At 56.3% G+C, this 17,624-nt stretch carries 15 protein-coding genes and 5 tRNA genes; all 20 read right to left on the reverse strand.

The genetic code is table 11. The features are described 5' to 3' along the window. Positions 1 to 21: 21 nt before the first annotated feature. The 20 genes from rpoB to QQF73_RS18710 all read right to left on the reverse strand — a co-directional run bounded on the left by rpoB (position 22) and on the right by QQF73_RS18710 (position 17,321). Entirely contained in the window at positions 22 to 4,101 is a 4,080-nt protein-coding gene (rpoB, locus tag QQF73_RS18615; RefSeq protein ID WP_219868705.1) for a DNA-directed RNA polymerase subunit beta, read from the reverse strand. A gap of 241 nt (positions 4,102 to 4,342) precedes the next feature. Continuing rightward, positions 4,343 to 4,720 carry a 50S ribosomal protein L7/L12 gene (gene rplL, locus QQF73_RS18620; protein ID WP_219868704.1) on the reverse strand — a complete coding sequence of 126 codons (378 nt, stop codon included), beginning with the start codon at positions 4,718 to 4,720 and terminating at the stop codon, positions 4,343 to 4,345. Positions 4,721 to 4,760: 40 nt separating this feature from the next. Next, positions 4,761 to 5,291 (reverse strand): 50S ribosomal protein L10, encoded by a 531-nt coding sequence (rplJ, locus tag QQF73_RS18625; RefSeq protein WP_219868703.1) that lies wholly within the window; start codon positions 5,289 to 5,291, stop codon positions 4,761 to 4,763. Positions 5,292 to 5,510: 219 nt separating this feature from the next. Next, positions 5,511 to 6,209 carry a 50S ribosomal protein L1 gene (rplA, locus tag QQF73_RS18630; RefSeq protein WP_219868702.1) on the reverse strand — a complete coding sequence of 233 codons (699 nt, stop codon included), beginning with the start codon at positions 6,207 to 6,209 and terminating at the stop codon, positions 5,511 to 5,513. A gap of 1 nt (position 6,210) precedes the next feature. Then, positions 6,211 to 6,642 carry a 50S ribosomal protein L11 gene (gene rplK, locus QQF73_RS18635; RefSeq protein WP_041343263.1) on the reverse strand — a complete coding sequence of 144 codons (432 nt, stop codon included), beginning with the start codon at positions 6,640 to 6,642 and terminating at the stop codon, positions 6,211 to 6,213. Between the two features lie 118 nt (positions 6,643 to 6,760). Then, positions 6,761 to 7,294 carry a transcription termination/antitermination protein NusG gene (nusG, locus tag QQF73_RS18640; RefSeq protein WP_218637423.1) on the reverse strand — a complete coding sequence of 178 codons (534 nt, stop codon included), beginning with the start codon at positions 7,292 to 7,294 and terminating at the stop codon, positions 6,761 to 6,763. A 12-nt stretch (positions 7,295 to 7,306) separates the two neighbouring features. After that, positions 7,307 to 7,675: a preprotein translocase subunit SecE gene (gene secE, locus QQF73_RS18645; RefSeq protein ID WP_219868701.1), complete on the reverse strand. Its 369-nt coding sequence runs from the start codon at positions 7,673 to 7,675 to the stop codon at positions 7,307 to 7,309. Between the two features lie 33 nt (positions 7,676 to 7,708). Next, positions 7,709 to 7,784: transfer RNA gene (locus tag QQF73_RS18650), tRNA-Trp, on the reverse strand. 36 nt (positions 7,785 to 7,820) lie between these two features. Further along, on the reverse strand, positions 7,821 to 9,017 hold the full coding sequence (gene tuf, locus QQF73_RS18655; protein ID WP_219868700.1) for an elongation factor Tu: 1,197 nt from the start codon (positions 9,015 to 9,017) through the stop codon (positions 7,821 to 7,823). A gap of 51 nt (positions 9,018 to 9,068) precedes the next feature. Then, a tRNA-Thr gene (locus tag QQF73_RS18660) sits at positions 9,069 to 9,144 on the reverse strand. Between the two features lie 14 nt (positions 9,145 to 9,158). After that, positions 9,159 to 9,233: transfer RNA gene (locus QQF73_RS18665), tRNA-Gly, on the reverse strand. 10 nt (positions 9,234 to 9,243) lie between these two features. Continuing rightward, positions 9,244 to 9,328, reverse strand: a tRNA-Tyr gene (locus tag QQF73_RS18670). A 40-nt stretch (positions 9,329 to 9,368) separates the two neighbouring features. Next, a tRNA-Thr gene (locus QQF73_RS18675) sits at positions 9,369 to 9,444 on the reverse strand. Positions 9,445 to 9,475: 31 nt separating this feature from the next. After that, positions 9,476 to 10,267: a hypothetical protein gene (locus QQF73_RS18680; RefSeq protein WP_228743632.1), complete on the reverse strand. Its 792-nt coding sequence runs from the start codon at positions 10,265 to 10,267 to the stop codon at positions 9,476 to 9,478. Further along, a complete protein-coding gene (locus tag QQF73_RS18685) occupies positions 10,264 to 10,998 on the reverse strand; it encodes a type III pantothenate kinase (protein ID WP_219868699.1) in 735 nt (244 codons plus the stop codon). The genes QQF73_RS18680 and QQF73_RS18685 overlap by 4 nt, the downstream gene beginning before the upstream one ends. Beyond that, the gene (locus QQF73_RS18690) at positions 10,995 to 11,960 is read right to left on the reverse strand and encodes a biotin--[acetyl-CoA-carboxylase] ligase (RefSeq protein WP_219868698.1); all 966 of its coding nucleotides are present in this window, start codon (positions 11,958 to 11,960) and stop codon (positions 10,995 to 10,997) included. The genes QQF73_RS18685 and QQF73_RS18690 overlap by 4 nt, the downstream gene beginning before the upstream one ends. Positions 11,961 to 12,065: 105 nt before the next feature. Then, the gene (locus QQF73_RS18695; RefSeq protein ID WP_285369078.1) at positions 12,066 to 14,468 is read right to left on the reverse strand and encodes a DUF6160 family protein; all 2,403 of its coding nucleotides are present in this window, start codon (positions 14,466 to 14,468) and stop codon (positions 12,066 to 12,068) included. Between the two features lie 21 nt (positions 14,469 to 14,489). Beyond that, positions 14,490 to 15,041, reverse strand: a complete 552-nt coding sequence (locus QQF73_RS18700; protein ID WP_425607966.1) for a hypothetical protein — start codon at positions 15,039 to 15,041, stop codon at positions 14,490 to 14,492. Continuing rightward, positions 15,038 to 16,117, reverse strand: a complete 1,080-nt coding sequence (locus QQF73_RS18705) for a hypothetical protein (RefSeq protein WP_285369079.1) — start codon at positions 16,115 to 16,117, stop codon at positions 15,038 to 15,040. Before QQF73_RS18705 ends, QQF73_RS18700 begins: the two co-directional genes overlap by 4 nt. A 10-nt stretch (positions 16,118 to 16,127) precedes the next feature. Further along, a complete protein-coding gene (locus QQF73_RS18710) occupies positions 16,128 to 17,321 on the reverse strand; it encodes a hypothetical protein (protein WP_219868783.1) in 1,194 nt (397 codons plus the stop codon). Between the last annotated feature and the right edge of the window lie 303 nt (positions 17,322 to 17,624).

Here is a 17,624-nt window from a genome sequence, read left to right on the forward strand (position 1 = left end):
CGCTGCCAAAAACAATTCGGCTCACTCGGATTCCAGCTCGATGTCGATACCCAACGAGCGGATTTCCTTGACAAGAACGTTGAAGGACTCGGGCATGCCCGGCTCCATACGATGATCGCCATCGACAATGTTCTTGTACATCTTGGTCCGACCGTTCACGTCATCAGACTTGACGGTGAGCATTTCCTGCAGCGTATACGCCGCACCGTAAGCCTCAAGGGCCCACACTTCCATCTCACCGAAGCGCTGGCCACCGAACTGCGCCTTACCACCCAGCGGCTGCTGGGTAACCAGGCTGTAGGAGCCGGTGGAACGAGCGTGCATCTTGTCGTCGATCAGGTGGTTCAGCTTCAGGATATACATGTAGCCGACAGTCACCGGACGATCAAATGCGTCACCGGTACGGCCGTCGTACAACATTGTCTGGCCCGTCGTGTCCAGTCCGGCAAGCTCAAGCATCCGCTTGACCTCGGCTTCCTTGGCGCCGTCGAAGACCGGCGTTGCCATAGGAACACCCGTGCGCAGGTTGCCGCACATTTCAAGGATTTCCTTGTCGCTCAGCGAATCCAGGTCCACCTTGAACACTTCGTCCGAGTGGTTGTAGATCTCATCCAGCAACTGGCGAAGCTCAGCGACCTTACGCTGCTCGTCCAGCATCCGGCTGATACGCTCACCCAGGCCCTTGGCCGCAGCACCCAGATGGGTCTCGAGCACCTGCCCGACGTTCATCCGTGACGGTACACCCAGCGGGTTCAGCACAACGTCGACCGTGTTGCCGTGTTCGTCGTAAGGCATGTCCTCAATCGGCATAACCGATGAGATAACACCCTTGTTACCGTGACGCCCGGCCATTTTGTCACCCGGCTGGATGCGACGCTTGATAGCCAGGTAAACCTTGACGATCTTGAGCACGCCCGGAGCAAGGTCATCGCCCTGCTGCAACTTGCCCTTCTTGTCGTCAAACCGTGCCTCATGCTCTTTCTTGCGGTCATCCAGGCCCTGCTCGGATTTCTCGAGCAGCTCGTTCAGACCGTCATCTTTCATGCGCAGCTTGAACCACTCGGGGCGCGGCAACTCGGCAAGGTAAGCCTCGTCCAGCGTGGCACCCTTCTTCAGGCTCGGACCACTGATAACTTCCTGGCCTTTCAGCGCGTTCATCAGACGCTCAAAGGTTGCACCCTCAACAATGCGGTATTCGTCCTTCAGATCCTTGCGGTACTGATCCAGCTGCTCTTTTTCGATGGACTGGGCACGCTGATCCTTCTCGATACCGTCACGGGTGAAGACCTGCACGTCGATCACGGTACCGCGGGTACCGGTCGGAACACGCGAAGAGGTATCCTTCACGTCCGAGGCCTTCTCACCAAAGATGGCACGCAGGAGCTTCTCCTCCGGCGTCAGCTGGGTCTCCCCTTTCGGCGTTACCTTGCCGACGAGGATATCGCCCGGGCCAACTTCAGCACCGATGTAGACAATACCGGACTCATCCAGCTTGGACAGCGCGCTTTCACCGACGTTCGGAATGTCCGCCGTGATTTCTTCACTTCCCAGCTTGGTATCCCGGGCCACACAGGTCAGTTCCTGAATGTGGATGGTGGTCAGACGGTCTTCCTGAACGACTTTCTCGGAGATAAGGATGGAGTCCTCGAAGTTGTAACCGTTCCAGGGCATGAACGCGATGCGCATATTCTGCCCCAGCGCAAGCTCACCCAGATCAACCGACGGGCCATCGGCGAGCACGTCGCCCCGGGCGATCACGTCACCCTGACGCACAATCGAACGCTGGTTGATACAGGTGTTCTGGTTCGAGCGGGTGTACTTGGTGAGGTTGTAGATATCCACACCGGCATCACCTGCCTCGGTTTCCTCGTTGTCAACGCGCACCACGATACGGGCCGCATCCACACTTTCAATCACACCGCCTCGACGGGCAGTCACACAAACCCCGGAATCCTGGGCCACGGTGCGCTCAACACCGGTGCCTACCAGAGGCACTTGCGAACGCAGGGTCGGCACAGCCTGACGCTGCATGTTCGCACCCATCAAGGCGCGGTTGGCGTCATCATGCTCAAGGAACGGAATCAGGGACGCAGCCACGGAAACAACCTGACGCGGCGACACATCCATGAAGTTCACGCTTTCCGGAGGCGTGACGGTAAATTCGTTCTGGTGACGAACGGTAACCAGCTCATCGGTGAGGCGCTTGCTCTCCTCGTCCATGGCCGCACTGGCCTGGGCGATGACGTAATTGCTCTCTTCGATGGCAGACAGGTACACCACTTCGTCGGTAACCACACCATCAACCACCTTCCGGTACGGACTCTCCAGGAATCCGTAGGAATTGGATCGGGCGTAGGTGGCCAGCGAGTTGATGAGACCGATGTTCGGACCTTCCGGCGTCTCGATTGGACATACCCGCCCGTAATGGGTCGGATGCACGTCCCGAACCTCAAAACCGGCTCGCTCACGAGTCAGACCGCCCGGCCCAAGGGCCGAAATACGACGCTTGTGAGTCACCTCGGACAGCGGGTTATTCTGGTCCATGAACTGGGACAGCTGGCTGGAACCAAAGAATTCCTTAACCGCAGCCGCCACTGGCTTGGCATTGATCAGGTCCTGCGGCATCAGGCCTTCGCTCTCGGCAAGACTCAGACGCTCACGCACGGCACGCTCAACACGGACCAGGCCAACCCGGAACTGGTTCTCGGCCATTTCACCAACACAACGCACACGCCGGTTGCCGAGGTTATCGATATCGTCCACGTTGCCCTGACCGTTACGAATATCGATCAGTGTCTTCAGGACATCAATGATATCGGCATGCGTGAGAATGCCTTCCCCGGTGCTTTCCTCACGACGCAGGCGACGATTGAGCTTCATGCGACCAACGGCAGACAGGTCGTAACGCTCCTCGGAGAAGAACAGGTTATTAAACAGGTTCTCGGCCGACTCCTTCGTAGGCGGCTCGCCAGGGCGCATCATGCGATAGATCTCAACCAGCGCCTCCAGCGGAGTGCGGGTCGGATCGATACGCAGGGTATCGGACATGAACGGACCGCAGTCCAGGTCGTTGGTGTACAGAGTCTCAATCTCGGTAACACCCGCATCCAGGATCTTGGTGATCAGCTCTTCGGTCAGTTCGGAGTTACACTCAACCAGGATTTCTCCGGTCTTGGTGTCCACCATATCCTTGGCCAGTACCCGGCCATAGAGATACTCAGTCGGAACCTCGAGCTCATTTATGCCCGCTTTTTCCAACTGCTTGATATGGCGCGCTGTAATACGACGACCTTCCTCAGCAATCACGTTACCGTCATTGTCCTTGATGTCGAAGGTCGCAATGTCGCCCCGCAGACGACTTGGAACCAGCTCCAGCTTGCAGACCTCGGCACCCAGGCTGAACTTACTGGTTTCGAAGAACATCTCCAGCATCTGCTCGGAGGTATACCCGAGACCACGCAGAAGAATCGAGGCTGGCAGCTTCCGGCGACGGTCGATACGAACGAACACGGCATCTTTCGGATCGAACTCGAAATCAAGCCAGGAGCCACGGTAAGGAATCACCCGGGCCGAATACAGCAGCTTGCCGGAAGAGTGGGTCTTACCCTTGTCGTGATCGAAGAACACGCCAGGAGAACGGTGCAACTGGGAAACAATAACACGCTCGGTACCGTTGATAACGAAGGTACCGTTCTCAGTCATCAGGGGCATTTCGCCCATGTAGACTTCCTGCTCTTTAATGTCCTTGATCGCCTTGTTGGACGATTCCTTATCGTAGATGATAAGTCGGACTTTCACCCGCAGCGGCGCTGCGTAGGTTACGCCCCTAAGCTGGCATTCCTTGACATCGAAAACCGGCTCTCCGATACGGTAACTCACGTATTCGAGCGCGGCGTTGCCAGAGTAACTGACAATCGGGAATACGGATTTGAATGCTGCGTGAAGACCGGTTTCCCGGCGGTCTTCAGGAGCGGCTTCCATTTGGAGGAAGTCCCGGAACGAATCCAGCTGAATAGACAGCAAATAGGGGACGTCCATCACGGAAGGCAATTTACTAAAATCTTTGCGAATCCGCTTTTTCTCAGTGTAGGAGTAAGTCATCTGCATTCCCCAGCTTTAGACCTGATACCTGGTATCAAGAAGCAACCATTGTTCTGCTTCGGGGCCGAATTGCTCGGCTTATCGCGCCGTCTTGAACAAGACTCTGGCAGTAGGTTGTAGATTTAACACCAACCTGTATTCACCGGCCAGACTCTATAGCATATACAACAGAAAAAGGCCGGTGGCACAAAGCCACCAGCCTGTCCATGCTTAATGCACGGTTTCGATCAACAGCCGACTCTTACTTGAGCTCAACAGAAGCGCCTGCTTCCTCAAGCTTCTTCTTGGCTTCTTCAGCGTCAGCCTTGCTAGCAGCTTCCTTGATAGTGGAAGGTGCGCCGTCGACCATTTCCTTAGCTTCTTTCAGACCCAGGCCGGTAAGTTCACGAACGGCCTTGATTACGTTGACTTTCTTCTCACCAGGACCGGTAAGAACAACGTCAAATTCGGTCTGCTCTTCAACAGCGGCGGCTTCGCCACCAGCGGCTGCAGGCGCAGCAGCAACAGCTGCAGCGGCAGATACACCGAACTTCTCTTCCATTGCTTCAACAAGCGCAACAACGTCCATTACGCTCATTTCTGCGATTGCGTTCAAAATGTCTTCGTTAGACAGAGCCATGACTTTCTCCCAAAAATATAAAAAATGGTGTTCAACAGAATCAAGCAGCTTCTTGCTTCTGGTCGCGAACTGCCGCTACAGCACGAGTCACTTTCGAAGGAACTTCGTTCAGTGTCCGTGCCAGCTTGGTGATCGGTGCCTGTGTAACAGCGGCCAGCATTGTCAACGCTTCGTGACGTGTTGGCAGCTTGGCAAGGCGATCAATCTGGTCTGCACTCATCAGCTCACCGCCGACGGCCAGTCCCTTGATCTCAAACACCTCTTTCTCTTTGGCAAAATCCTTCAACAGACGCGCTGCCGCGCCTGGATCTTCCATAGAGAACGCCAGAATGGTCGGGCCGACCAGGGCCTCATCGATGCACTCAAACTCGGTACCGCGAATAGCAATCTTTGCCAGGTTGTTACGAACAACCTTAAGACGCACATTCTCGGCACGAGCTTTGGCACGAAGAGCCGTCATGTCACCAGAGGTGACACCACGGTAGTCAGCCAGAACCACAGACAGAGCACCACCGGCAGTCTCGTTGACTTCAGCGACGATCGCTTTCTTGTCTTCGAGTCTAATTGCCACTGGATTTCTCCTCGATTTCGCCGGGTTTATCCCGGCAAACCCATCATTGCCCTTGCGGGCGCCTTAACGGTGTTTGGGTTCAGAGAGAACGTCTTCACACCGTCTGCGCAGGCGTTACTTTAACCCTTGCGGCCCTTTTGAACAGAGGGCTTCGGGGGCCTGCGGTCTTTGACAGCCTTGGCTTCCGCCCAGACTACAAAGTGACTACCGTTCAGAGGATCAGATTGCCAGACCGCCCTGATCGATAGTCAGGCCAGGACCCATAGTCGACGAAACGGTGATCTTCTTCAGATACACACCTTTCGCCGAAGACGGCTTGGCCTTTTTCAGATCTGCGATCAGAGCTTCAAGGTTTTCCTTGATGTTCTGCGCAGAGAATTCAACGTTACCCAGAGGAGCGTGGATAATACCGTTCTTGTCGGTACGGTAACGAACCTGACCGGCCTTGGCGTTTTTCACCGCGGTCTCAACGTCAGGGGTTACGGTGCCGACTTTCGGGTTCGGCATCAGGCCACGGGGGCCGAGGATCTGGCCCAACTGACCAACAACACGCATGGCGTCAGGAGTGGCAATAACCACATCGAAGTCCATCTTGCCTTTTTTAACTTCGTCGGCCAGATCGTCCATACCTACCACGTCAGCGCCCGCTGCTGTGGCTTTCTCGGCATTCGCGCCCTGGGTAAATACAGCTACGCGCACAGTTTTACCGGTACCGTGGGGCAGAACAGTGCTGCTACGAACCACCTGGTCCGATTTACGAGCATCAACCCCCAGGTTTACGGCAACGTCCACAGACTCCTTGAACTTCACGTTCTGTCCCAGCTCAACGAGCAGGGCAACGGCTTCGTCTACGGAGTAGGCGCGAGTCGGATCGACCTTTTCACGAATCAGCTTCTGACGCTTGCTCAGCTTTGCCATGTTACAGGCCCTCCACGTTCAGGCCCATGCTACGGGCTGTTCCTGCAATGGTACGAACCGCTGCGTCCATATCGGCAGCAGTCAGATCCGGCTCCTTGGTCTTGGCAATCTCTTCCAGCTGCTCACGGGTCACGGTTCCGACCTTTTCGGTGTTCGGACGTCCAGAGCCGCTCTTGATGCCAGCTGCCTTCTTGAGCAGAACCGGTGCAGGCGGAGTCTTGGTGATAAAGGTAAAGCTGCGATCACTGTAAACCGTGATAACAGTTGGAATCGGCAGGCCCGGCTCCATATCCTGGGTCTGGGCATTGAACGCCTTGCAGAATTCCATGATATTCACACCACGCTGACCCAGCGCAGGACCAACGGGGGGGCTCGGGTTGGCCTTACCGGCAGCAACCTGAAGCTTGATGTAGGCTTCAATCTTCTTAGCCATGATAAATCTCCTTTGGGTTCAAACGCCTTTCGGCTCCCCTGGTTTCATAACTGCTAAGTGCAGACACAAAAAGCCCGCGTCGCCAGAGCGCGCGAGCTTTCAGCTTATAAGCCGCTGATCAGTCCTTTTCGACCTGCCCAAACTCCAACTCTACCGGAGTTGAACGACCGAAAATCAATACAGCAACCTTGACCCGACTCTTGTCGTAGTCAACTTCCTCAACCACGCCATTAAAGTCCGCAAACGGCCCTTCAACAACGCGAACAATTTCACCCGGTTCAAACAGGGTCTTGGGCTTCGGCTTTTCGGCGCCACTTTCAACCCGGCGTAGAATTGCTTCAGCTTCACGCTCGGTAATCGGCGCCGGCTTATCCTTAGTGCCACCAATAAAGCCCAGCACCCGCGGAGTATTCTTCACAAGGTGCCACGTACCGTCGTCCATTTCCATCTGCACGAGTACGTATCCGGGGTAGAATTTCCGCTCGCTTTTGCGCTTTTTACCTTCGCGCATTTCGACAACTTCTTCGGTCGGGACGAGGATCTCGCCGAACTTGTCTTCCATGCCGTTAAGCGCTACGCGCTCTTTCAGAGTGCGCATCACGTGCTTTTCGAAGCCAGAATACGCATGAACGACGTACCAGCGCTTAGCCATTGCCCACTCCCGTTAACCGATAAACCCGGCGACCAGCATACTGATCAGCGAATCCATACCCCACAACAACAGCGCCACAACCAGCACAAACACCACCACAATGGCGGTAGTCTGCACGAGCTCGGGCCTGGTGGGCCATACCACTTTCCGGATCTCAACCCTCGCCTCTTTCAACAGTGTCGCAAAACGACGACCGCGATCAGTTTGGAGCGCCACAAGGGCCGCAACAATAGCGAGACCCACGAGAGCCAGAACCCGATACAGCAGAGACTCGGCACTAAAATACTGATTGCCCACCACACCGATGGCAATCAGAGCGAAAACAACCAGCCACTTCAAAAAATCGAAACGACTGGTTGACTGAACGGCTTTTGACTCCATAGGAATCAACTTATGTATCCGGATGTTTAAAAATGGCAGGCCAGGAGGGAATCGAACCCCCAACCTGCGGTTTTGGAGACCGCTGCTCTGCCAATTGAGCTACTGGCCTGCACCGAAACAACTCAGCGCACTTACTTCGAGTCTATTACTCGATGATCTTGGCGACCACGCCGGCACCAACGGTACGGCCACCTTCGCGAATCGCGAAGCGCAGACCATCTTCCATGGCGATCGGAGCGATCAGGGTAACACTCATCTTGACGTTGTCACCCGGCATAACCATCTCCACACCTTCCGGCAGCTCACAGGAACCTGTGACGTCGGTGGTACGGAAGTAGAACTGCGGACGATAGCCCTTGAAGAACGGAGTATGACGACCGCCTTCTTCTTTGCTCAATACGTACACTTCGCACTCGAACTTGGTATGCGGCTTGATCGAGCCTGGCACACACAGAACCTGACCACGCTCAACGTCGTCACGCTTGGTACCACGCAGCAGAACACCAACGTTCTCACCGGCACGACCTTCGTCCAGCAGCTTGCGGAACATCTCAACACCGGTACAAGTGGTCTTCACGGTATCCTTGATACCAACGATTTCCACTTCATCGCCAACCTTGATGATGCCACGCTCAACACGACCGGTCACAACGGTACCACGACCAGAGATGGAGAATACGTCCTCGATCGGCATCAGGAACGGCTGATCAATCGCACGCTCCGGCTCCGGGATGTACTCGTCCAGGGCTTCTACCAGCTTCTTGACAGCGGTAGTACCCATCTCGTTGTCGTCCTTACCTTCCAGCGCCATCAGCGCAGAACCGGTAATGATCGGCGTGTCGTCGCCCGGGAAGTCGTACTGGCTCAGCAGATCACGAACTTCCATCTCAACCAGCTCGAGCAACTCTTCGTCGTCTACCATGTCGGCCTTGTTCAGGAACACGACAATGAACGGTACGCCAACCTGACGGGACAGCAGGATGTGCTCACGAGTCTGCGGCATGGGGCCGTCAGCTGCAGAACACACCAGGATCGCGCCGTCCATCTGCGCCGCACCAGTGATCATGTTCTTCACATAGTCAGCGTGGCCCGGGCAGTCGACGTGGGCGTAGTGACGATTCGGAGAATCGTATTCAACGTGGGAAGTCGCGATGGTGATACCACGCGCCTTCTCTTCCGGTGCGTTATCGATCTGATCGAATGCACTGGCAGAACCAGTACCCCAGACTTCGTGACACACACGAGTCAGGGCGGCGGTCAGAGTGGTCTTACCATGGTCAACGTGACCAATGGTGCCTACGTTGAGGTGCGGCTTACTGCGATCAAACTTTTCTTTAGACATTCGACCAATCTCCCTAATCAACCTGGATCATAACGTTGACCGGATTAATAATGGAGCTCATGGGCGGATTTGAACCGCCGACCTCACCCTTACCAAGGGTGTGCTCTACCAACTGAGCTACATGAGCATTGCTTGCTAAATTGGAGCGGGCAGCGGGAATCGAACCCGCGTCATCAGCTTGGAAGGCTGAGGTAATAGCCACTATACGATGCCCGCGAGCAATTAGTGGTGGAGGGGGCAGGATTCGAACCTGCGAAGGCGATGCCGTCAGATTTACAGTCTGATCCCTTTGGCCACTCGGGAACCCCTCCGAGTCGATCCCGTTAACACGAAACCGTCAAAACAAAAAAGTGGAGCTGGCGGACGGAATCGAACCCCCGACCTGCTGATTACAAGTCAGCTGCTCTACCAACTGAGCTACGCCAGCTCACAATCGCCTCGTCAGCGAGGGCGGTATACTACGGATTTTTTGGGGGCGTTGCAACACCCTCACAAGGGTTGATTTCGACGAAATCGAAATTGCCCCCGTAATCCGCTTTCACCGCCTCAACCAGCTCTTTAGCAAGCCCTGGCTCAGCCTCAAAAACGAGCGCGTAGCTTATCTGATTTCGGGGGAAGTTGGCCAGTACCGCATTAAAATTCTGGCGCTTTTTTTCTTCCAGCACGGATATTGCCGCTTCCCGCGACTCAAACAGGCCGAGAGAGATCGCGTTCCGGTTCTCGCCCTCCGTGACCAGATACGAATCTATGCCCTGACGCTGAATGTCCCGGAACTGTTTCAAGGCTACCGCTCTGGGTTGGGGCGGGATAATGACCCAGTGGTACGGGGTCAGCTCCCGCTCCACCTCCTCGACGGTCACATCAACCTGGTCAGCAAGAGGCTGGTTAGCCACCAGGGCGCGAGCCGCATTCAGGGAACCAAACCACCCCATTCGGACACAGTCTGGCGGAACAGCAGCCGGTTCCGCGACCACCGCCTCCTGTTCGTTATTCTGACCAGGCTGTGCGGCACCCACCGCGACTTCGGAACCGTCGTCCCCGGCAGGGGCATCTTCCGGAGCCGGAGGTTCCACGTCCGGCACTTCAGGATCCGAGGGTTTCGACGCTGCCTCCTCCGTAGATTTCAGACTGGCAACACGAGGCAGGTTCCCGGCGGCACCAGACGCCGAATTTGCGGGCCCCTGAAGGGTACCGGCGAAATGCCATACCAACAGGTTCAGAATTAACAGAAGGAAAGCCAGCCACTTCATTGCGCCTGATCCTCATTGTCGATCAACGCAAGCCCGTCAAGAACCAGTTGCGGCCGATTGGCCGCGGACAGCCCGAGACCCAGAAGCCGATCAGCATCGCCCCCGGTAACAACGATGCGGTCCAGACCAAAGGCCTGCGCATCCTTATGTATCTGATCCACTACGGCCGCCGACAGCCAGGCCAGACCATGATTCACACACTCGCCGGTAGATTTACCCGGGCGGGTATCCAGGACCTGGTCCGGATCGAAACCGATTCGTGCGGCATCACTCTTGAGGCTACGAAGCATCATATGCAGACCCGGTAGAATAAACCCTCCAAGGTGTTGGCCCGAAGGGGCCACATAATCCACGGTCACCGCACTCCCGGCATCCACTACAACAAAGCCGGCGTTGATTGAGCGCCACGCCCCATACATTGCGTGCCAACGATCTGCCCCCATCATTCGAGGGTCGGCGTAGGCATTAACAAGCCCGCCGCGACGGGTCTCGGCCCAGTAAAATCGGATTGGGGCGGCGGTCCGCGCGGACAGCTGTTCCATCAAATTCAGACGCCTCTCCTCGGACGCGACCGTCGAGACAGCCACACCGGTGAGGTTTCTTGCATCAATGGAAAGCCCCGGAAGCGGATCCGCGTCGTCAAGGGTACCAACCCCCTGCTCCAGAATCCGGCCATCCTGATCCAGGCGCCACTTCAACCTGGAGTTTCCGGCATCGATCAACAGCTTCATGGCGCCATCCTCAAACTTATCTCGCCCGCCCGCACCGGGACGACGCCTTCGTCCGTTCGCAACAGGTAATTGCCAGACTCATCAATACCGAGCCCGGTTCCCCGAACACTTCCTCCTTTCGCCTCCAGTGGCCGCCCCTGAAAAATGTCCCGGCGCTGCCAGGGCTCGCGAAAATCCCGAAAGCCAACGTCCGAGAACAAATGGGCTGCGTCGAGAACAGCGTTGATGATCGAACCGGCGATCTCGCTCCGGGACCAGTCAACCGCGGGGTATGCCCGAGCCAGACTGCTCCAGGGCTGGTTGACACCTTCGACTTCCGACATATGAACGTTGATACCAATGCCGGCTATCACCTGGACAACCCCTTCCTGCAACTCCCCTTGCAGCTCCACCAGAATTCCCCCCAACTTGCCTTGGGGCAGAAAAATATCGTTCGGCCATTTGAGACCAATGTCGGATGCCCCCAGCCCCTCGAGGGCATTGGCAACAGCTACCCCGAGAACCAGGCTCAAACCATCAAGAACCGAGAACCCACCGTGAAAGGTAAGCCCCATGCTCATGTACAGGTTCTGCCCACGGGGACTGCTCCACGTTCGTCCCCGGCGACCCCGCCCTTCGGTCTGACACTCGGCGATGGCTACCGGAATGCCGCTGATACCCCGGCCCACCTGGCGAACGACTTCGGCGTTGGTCGAGTCCACCTCCTCCAGAATCGCGAGGTTCAGATCCGGTCGATGAGGCTGGTCCACGACACTCAGAATGACGTCATGCTGCAGCAGGTCAACTACAGATATCAGCTGGTACCCGCGACCGCGTATGGTGTCAATCTTGAAGCCCTCGTCCATCGCCCGCCGGATCTGCTTCCAGACCGCTGTTCGGCTCACGCCGAGCTGACCCGCGAGAGATTCTCCGGAGTGAACTTCGCCATCGCTCAGTAGGGTAATCAGTGCCTTGGATTTCATCAGAGATTTTCCGGCCAGGAGAGTGAGTAACGCCGGATTAAACAACAGGAGAGCGCAAAAGACAAAACTGGCGACCCACGTCTGTGCGACCGACCACTAAAACCCTCACGGAATAGGCGTGGCTGTCAGGTTAGCTTTTATATCAAAGTTCTGCATCTTGACCCCGTAAACCGCCGTCTGTGCTCCCCCGCCCGGATGGACCAGATCAATAGTGCTGATCGACAACTCCTTGAACCGGCTCCGGGCCTGTACCGCAAAGCCGAGGGGACGGTCGGAACGGTCGGCCGCAGTTGGCTCGGAGACATAGCGATAGCCCTCAGGTGCGGCCGCATCCATGACCTTCTCGTCGCCCCGGGCACCAACCACACCCAACGAATCCGCCCCCGTAGCCTTCTTGACGACCCTGGTCTGATAGATATCTGCCGACAGATCAGTACGGACCCCGAAAGTATTATCATCGACTCCATCGCCGTCGTAATCTCCTCCGTCACTGGTGTGGATATCGTCAATAATCAGGCGGGTACCGGTTCCGTTCACTGGGTTGTCACTGCCATCTTTGTCGCGGTTGGTTTCCCAGGTCAGGGCGTTCTTCCTGCTATCGCTGGCGGCCCGGGCGAGGACCTGCTTCAACTGGATTGTGATCCCCTCGTCCCCACGATTCTCCCAAAAGCCGCCTGAAGCCAGACACGAAGTCTCGTCACTGCCGGCCCCGCCGGCACAGACCAATCCCGCCCCACCCGGGATAATAGTCATGCTGCTCCCGGTTTCGTATTTCTGCAAGACAAAGCGACCGAAGCTCTGACCGGTGGACTTATCACCGAGTCTCAGGTTCCCGATATCCATGGTGCTCCAGGTCTCGCCTTTGCCAATGACCAGCCCGTCCTCCGTCAGATCCAGGGTCATGTCACGGACGTGACCATCGTATTCAAGCTCTCCAATCCAGAGCCCTTTCTGACCGATTTCACCACTTCCTTCATCGTAAGGTGCGGCAATAATTGCGGCTTTGCCATTGCTAATCCTGATATCGGAATTGATCGTCAGGCCCTCCCCGGTGGCACCCCCGGGGCCCAGGGTCATGTGACCATCGAGCTCGAACTCATAAGACGGATAGAATCCAAGCGCGAGCAACAACTCAGTACCACCCTGCAGTGGCGCATCGTCATTCCCGACCCGCAACCCGTTGATCCGGTATCCAGCCCGGATTCCCTCGAACCCCACACGGAGCCCATCATAGAACCGGGTACCGTTGCGAACTTCCTCCCGAGTCACGTTAACCGTGACATCGCCCTGCCCCCACGATTGCAGACCACTGAAGATCACCCGATTGCCATTTTCCGTGTAACTGAGATCAGCCAGGCGCAAGCTCCACTCCGCCGCGAGACGCAGACCCTGGGGACCGGCATCCGCATGGCCACCGCCTTGCAGATACAGGGCGTTGGTATAGGTGCGCCCGCCGAACGACTGGTCTTCGAACAGAAAACTTACGTTCACGGCCCCCATGCTTTTCCCATTGCCACCCATTTCGATCGCACCCACGGAAAACTGACCATCTATCGAGTCTACGGTGAAGGCCAGGGCCGCGCGGCCCTGGTCGTCGGTGGACACATCAAGCCGAAAGTCATCGATGACATAGCCACCGGTGATGTCCCGGAATGCCAGGGTGTTACCGTCATCGTGATACCGAAACGCGGCGCTGTGGATGGTGGTTTCGTTATCGATACGCAAACCTTCACCATTGCGGCCACCGGCTGTGATTCCTGTAGAGGAGGACAACTCGTAGTCACCGCTCAATCCGCCGAACGACGGCAGGGGCTGCCCCGACGAAACGTCCACACTCACGCCGTGATTCCGGGGGTTATTACTGTACCGGATGGCACCAACGGTCCAGTCAGCCGCTACCCTCGGCGCATTGAGTTGCAGGGTATCGCCGGCCACATTCAGCGTGACGCCCAGGGCTTCGATATCAATGCTGACATCATCGAGAAAAACTTCGTTGCCGTTCGTCCGATAGCCGAGCCGTCCACCGGTCATGGTGTAAGCAGAGTCAAAGGTGTACCCGGCCCCACCCACTGCACCGCCCGGCCGTATACTCAATGTGCCCCGGAGGGAATGGTCGAAGAACACACCACCCATGCTTACACCGGGCGCCCCGGCCAGGCGGACATCTCCGAATTCAATGCGGCGGTCTTCCACCAGGTAATCCAGATTAAGGGAGGCATCGGCACCGATATCAATCACCACCAGATGATACGCCTGCCCCGCTGGATCAACTGCAGACCCCACCCGAAAACCTTCGAGATTGATGCCATTGCCGTCATCAACAAAGGAGATCCGATTCGCCGACAATCCTAACCCCAGCTCCATCGTCAAGCCGCGCTGGCCGCTGATACCGGCCATTGCGGAATCGTCGAGACGCTTCAACTCGGCCGAAGCCTCCGACGCCAACCCACCGCAGAACGCAATTGTGCTGATCGTGACTGCCGCCACATATCGGCTTCTCTTTGTCATAACCATCCTCACAGCCCGCGACTATGGGCTCCCGGTTGGGAAGACCAGCAGATTGCCTTCCATGACGACCTCACCCTGCATTTCTACCGAGAACATGTCGGTCTGCTGAAAGCCCGGCTCGGTCGGACGAGCCGTACTACTGGCAGCGATCTTGAATCGAGCGTCGTTAAAACGGACGGTATTCGGAAGCCCCAGCTCGAGCACGTCACGATTGAACAGTTCGCCATCCCCTCCAAACCCGGAATCGACTGTTCGTATCCGCAGTGTCAGGCCCTCAAAAGCAAAGGTCCCCCGAATATTATCCAGCACCATCCAACCGCCGTTTTCCTTTAACCGGTAGGCAAACCGGGCCCCGCATTTTTTCCCTGCATCGTCGCAGCGTCCAAAGTAGCTGGTTTCCAACGGGCCACCCGCCTCATTGATACTGATATCACCGGATAGGTAGATGCCGCTCTGGCCAGCAACCCGGGACATGGCCTCGTCTCCCATACGGGACATCTCGGCAGAAACCGGAAACCCCATCATGAGTGGCAACAATGAGCACGCCCGGACTGTCCATTTTCGGGCAGTCATTGCGCCAGATCCCTGGTTCGAATGTTCAGGTGTTGAATGAGCATGCCCTGAACCCGGGCGGACCCGAAGTCCCGGGTACCGACACTGAAATTCCCGATGTTCAGATCACTCCGGTATTCCGGATTGGTGTAGTAGGCTTCGTAGAAATCCCAGCTTTCGGTGTTGCTGCTGTTTCTAAGCCCATTGGCCGCGATCTCTCCCGCTGCGGGCGGACGGATCGAGGCCACGTCCACCAGGAAATTACCCGCGCCATCCACATCAAAGAAAACCGGTTGGAACTGATTGCCGATGGCCAGCTGCAGGGCAAAATCAGTCATCAGAATGCGCGATCCGCAAGAGCTGCCATCCTGGGAACAGGCATTTATGGAGAGCTCGGGTGAATAAAAATTGAGCCTGAATTGCCCGACCATCTGGCGGCGTTCGTTATCCCCCCACAAGCGCAGGAAACTTCCATCGAAGACCGCGGTCTTCGCATGGACATTGATATTGGCGGAGCGGTCCTCACCAACCGCAACATTCATCTGCAGGCCAATATCAGGTCGCTCCCCGATATAATCGGCGCTGGCCGGGCGACTGGAGCAGGCGCCGCTGCCAGCCACTGCGCTGCCGTTCATGCAGTCGTATCCCTGGGATGCCGCGACCATGCCCGGAGCGGCGAATTCAAGTACGGCCTTGTTCGCAACTCCGATCGTATTGCCATCGACGATATCGATGCTCCATGGGTTGACCAAGCGCCCAAGATTCACGGGACTCAGGTTTTCGCCGTAGTCACTGCCGGCGCCGGAGATATAGAGGTGATTAACCGTTATATCGACCTCCCGCCCATCGGTGCTCCGGATGCCACCGATGCGGAAAATACGCGCCTGGTTACTGCTGGCGTCGGGCTTATCCGTACCATGGGAGAACTTGAAGTTTTCCAGGACAAACCCGATCCCGGCGCCGCCGACATTGGACATTTCATTTTCCGAAAGCCCCTTAAGCTCAGCACGAGCCGGCAGCGAGCCCGATACCGTCGCAGCCATCACCAGCAGGAAAACGGCACAGCCCCGGACGGATGCCATCGCGGTTTTCGTCATGACGCCTTCCTCAGAAAAGACCTTTTCCACGGTCGATATACTCGGTTCGATGGCGCTGGGTACCGTAAAGTGCTTCGCTCAGGTTTACCTCTGTGGCCCCGTTTGGAATATTGAAAAAGGCGCCGGAGGTCGCGCGCATGAAATCCTCCTGGGACAGGTCGGTTTTGCTGACGTCCTTGAGCCAATCGAGATCCCTGGTCTGAAAAGAAATAAATGCCCCATCGGCAGGCCCGGTAATCCTCCGTTCCCCGTCAACTTCGCCGACTTGTCCGATGGGGAAGCTGTTGTAGATATCCAGATCGAAGCAGGAGTCGATACCAAGCACCAGGCAATCTTCCGCGTAGACGTTAATATCGCCACTGCCACAACTGAAAAACGAGCAGTCCGGGACCTCAATTCGAGAAGTGGAACCCCAGCCAATCAGGTTCTTTACCGACCACCGCGTGAAACCGCTGGCCCCCTCAAGTACAAATTTTTCACCATCGGGAATACCGATGTACTCGGCCCTAACCGGGTCCAGGGCTCCGATGTTCGGGTCGCCCTCTTCACCGTACACCAGCTCCGCCCTGGTCGAGAGCGGACTTCCCCCTTCCAGAAGGGGCGTCAACAAGACGATTACCTGGTCAAAAAAATTGCCACTGGAACTGGCTTCGCTCAGCCCCTCTCCCCGATCAATAATGTCGACGTTTACATTTCCGGTGAGCGTTTTGATCTTCCCGGAAAGAATGCCCATGGACTCACCAAAGCCCAGCCGAAAGCCTACGATTTCTTCGCTGGACTCATCGAAGGCAAATTCAAAATAGGGGTTCTGTATCAAAAAGGGGACGATTTCGCCTTCGGCGTACGCCGAGCCGTCAGGCTTACGCTGCCGGGGTGCATCGGGATTAACGTTGTAGTAGGCCTGATTGTTGATATAACCGAGGGCGAAATCCTCTATGTACACATCGGAGGTGCCGGGCTTTTCGCCATCACGCTCGTAACGCCCCAGTTCAAGGGTGTCCACGTTGGTCTGGATATCGATACCCATCCCAAGGTTGACCCGGGTATAAGCGGTGTTGTCATTCGTACCTGGGTGATATTGCCGATCAATGGAAACGAAGGCCTGGCCCCTAACCTCCGCCATCTGCTGGTCGGAAATTGGACGAAGACCGGCTACGGCTCCCGCACTGACGAGCGGCAACAGAAGGCAGGAAACTGCTTTCATACTCATAGTCTCATTCCTTTGAAGCCGCATTATTCTTATTCACGGCGTAGTCAAATGATGACTGATGAGCGTCTCTGAGGCTGGCTGGGAGTTTTTAGGTTATTTGGCCAGTTCTTTTACGTAAGGTTAATCTTTTTTACGAATTGTCACTGTGAGGCACTTCAAGAAATAGGTGCTTGAGTCCAATGCCAAACTTTTCTCCGGGCAATAAAAAACCCCAGCCTCAAGGAAGCTGGGGTTTTTGGTATTAGGAGTCTGACGATGACCTACTCTCACATGGGCAATGCCACACTACCATCGGCG

The sequence above is a fragment of the Marinobacter albus genome, from assembly GCF_030238305.1.
GTDB classification, from domain to species: Bacteria; Pseudomonadota; Gammaproteobacteria; order Pseudomonadales; family Oleiphilaceae; genus Marinobacter; species Marinobacter albus.

Excerpts from the sequence above, each read along its gene's own strand:
- nusG (WP_218637423.1), bottom strand. The coding sequence starts at position 7,294 with ATGGCTAAGCGCTGGTACGTCGTTCATGCGTATTCTGGCTTCGAAAAG.
- QQF73_RS18680 (WP_228743632.1), bottom strand. The coding sequence starts at position 10,267 with ATGAAGTGGCTGGCTTTCCTTCTGTTAATTCTGAACCTGTTGGTATGG.
- QQF73_RS18695 (WP_285369078.1), bottom strand. The coding sequence starts at position 14,468 with ATGACAAAGAGAAGCCGATATGTGGCGGCAGTCACGATCAGCACAATT.
- rplK (WP_041343263.1), bottom strand. The coding sequence starts at position 6,642 with ATGGCTAAGAAGATTGAAGCCTACATCAAGCTTCAGGTTGCTGCCGGT.
- rplA (WP_219868702.1), bottom strand. The coding sequence starts at position 6,209 with ATGGCAAAGCTGAGCAAGCGTCAGAAGCTGATTCGTGAAAAGGTCGAT.
- QQF73_RS18690 (WP_219868698.1), bottom strand. The coding sequence starts at position 11,960 with ATGAAATCCAAGGCACTGATTACCCTACTGAGCGATGGCGAAGTTCAC.
- QQF73_RS18700 (WP_425607966.1), bottom strand. The coding sequence starts at position 15,041 with ATGACTGCCCGAAAATGGACAGTCCGGGCGTGCTCATTGTTGCCACTC.
- rpoB (WP_219868705.1), bottom strand. The coding sequence starts at position 4,101 with ATGACTTACTCCTACACTGAGAAAAAGCGGATTCGCAAAGATTTTAGT.
- tuf (WP_219868700.1), bottom strand. The coding sequence starts at position 9,017 with ATGTCTAAAGAAAAGTTTGATCGCAGTAAGCCGCACCTCAACGTAGGC.
- QQF73_RS18705 (WP_285369079.1), bottom strand. The coding sequence starts at position 16,117 with ATGACGAAAACCGCGATGGCATCCGTCCGGGGCTGTGCCGTTTTCCTG.
- QQF73_RS18685 (WP_219868699.1), bottom strand. The coding sequence starts at position 10,998 with ATGAAGCTGTTGATCGATGCCGGAAACTCCAGGTTGAAGTGGCGCCTG.
- secE (WP_219868701.1), bottom strand. The coding sequence starts at position 7,675 with ATGGAGTCAAAAGCCGTTCAGTCAACCAGTCGTTTCGATTTTTTGAAG.
- QQF73_RS18710 (WP_219868783.1), bottom strand. The coding sequence starts at position 17,321 with ATGAAAGCAGTTTCCTGCCTTCTGTTGCCGCTCGTCAGTGCGGGAGCC.
- rplL (WP_219868704.1), bottom strand. The coding sequence starts at position 4,720 with ATGGCTCTGTCTAACGAAGACATTTTGAACGCAATCGCAGAAATGAGC.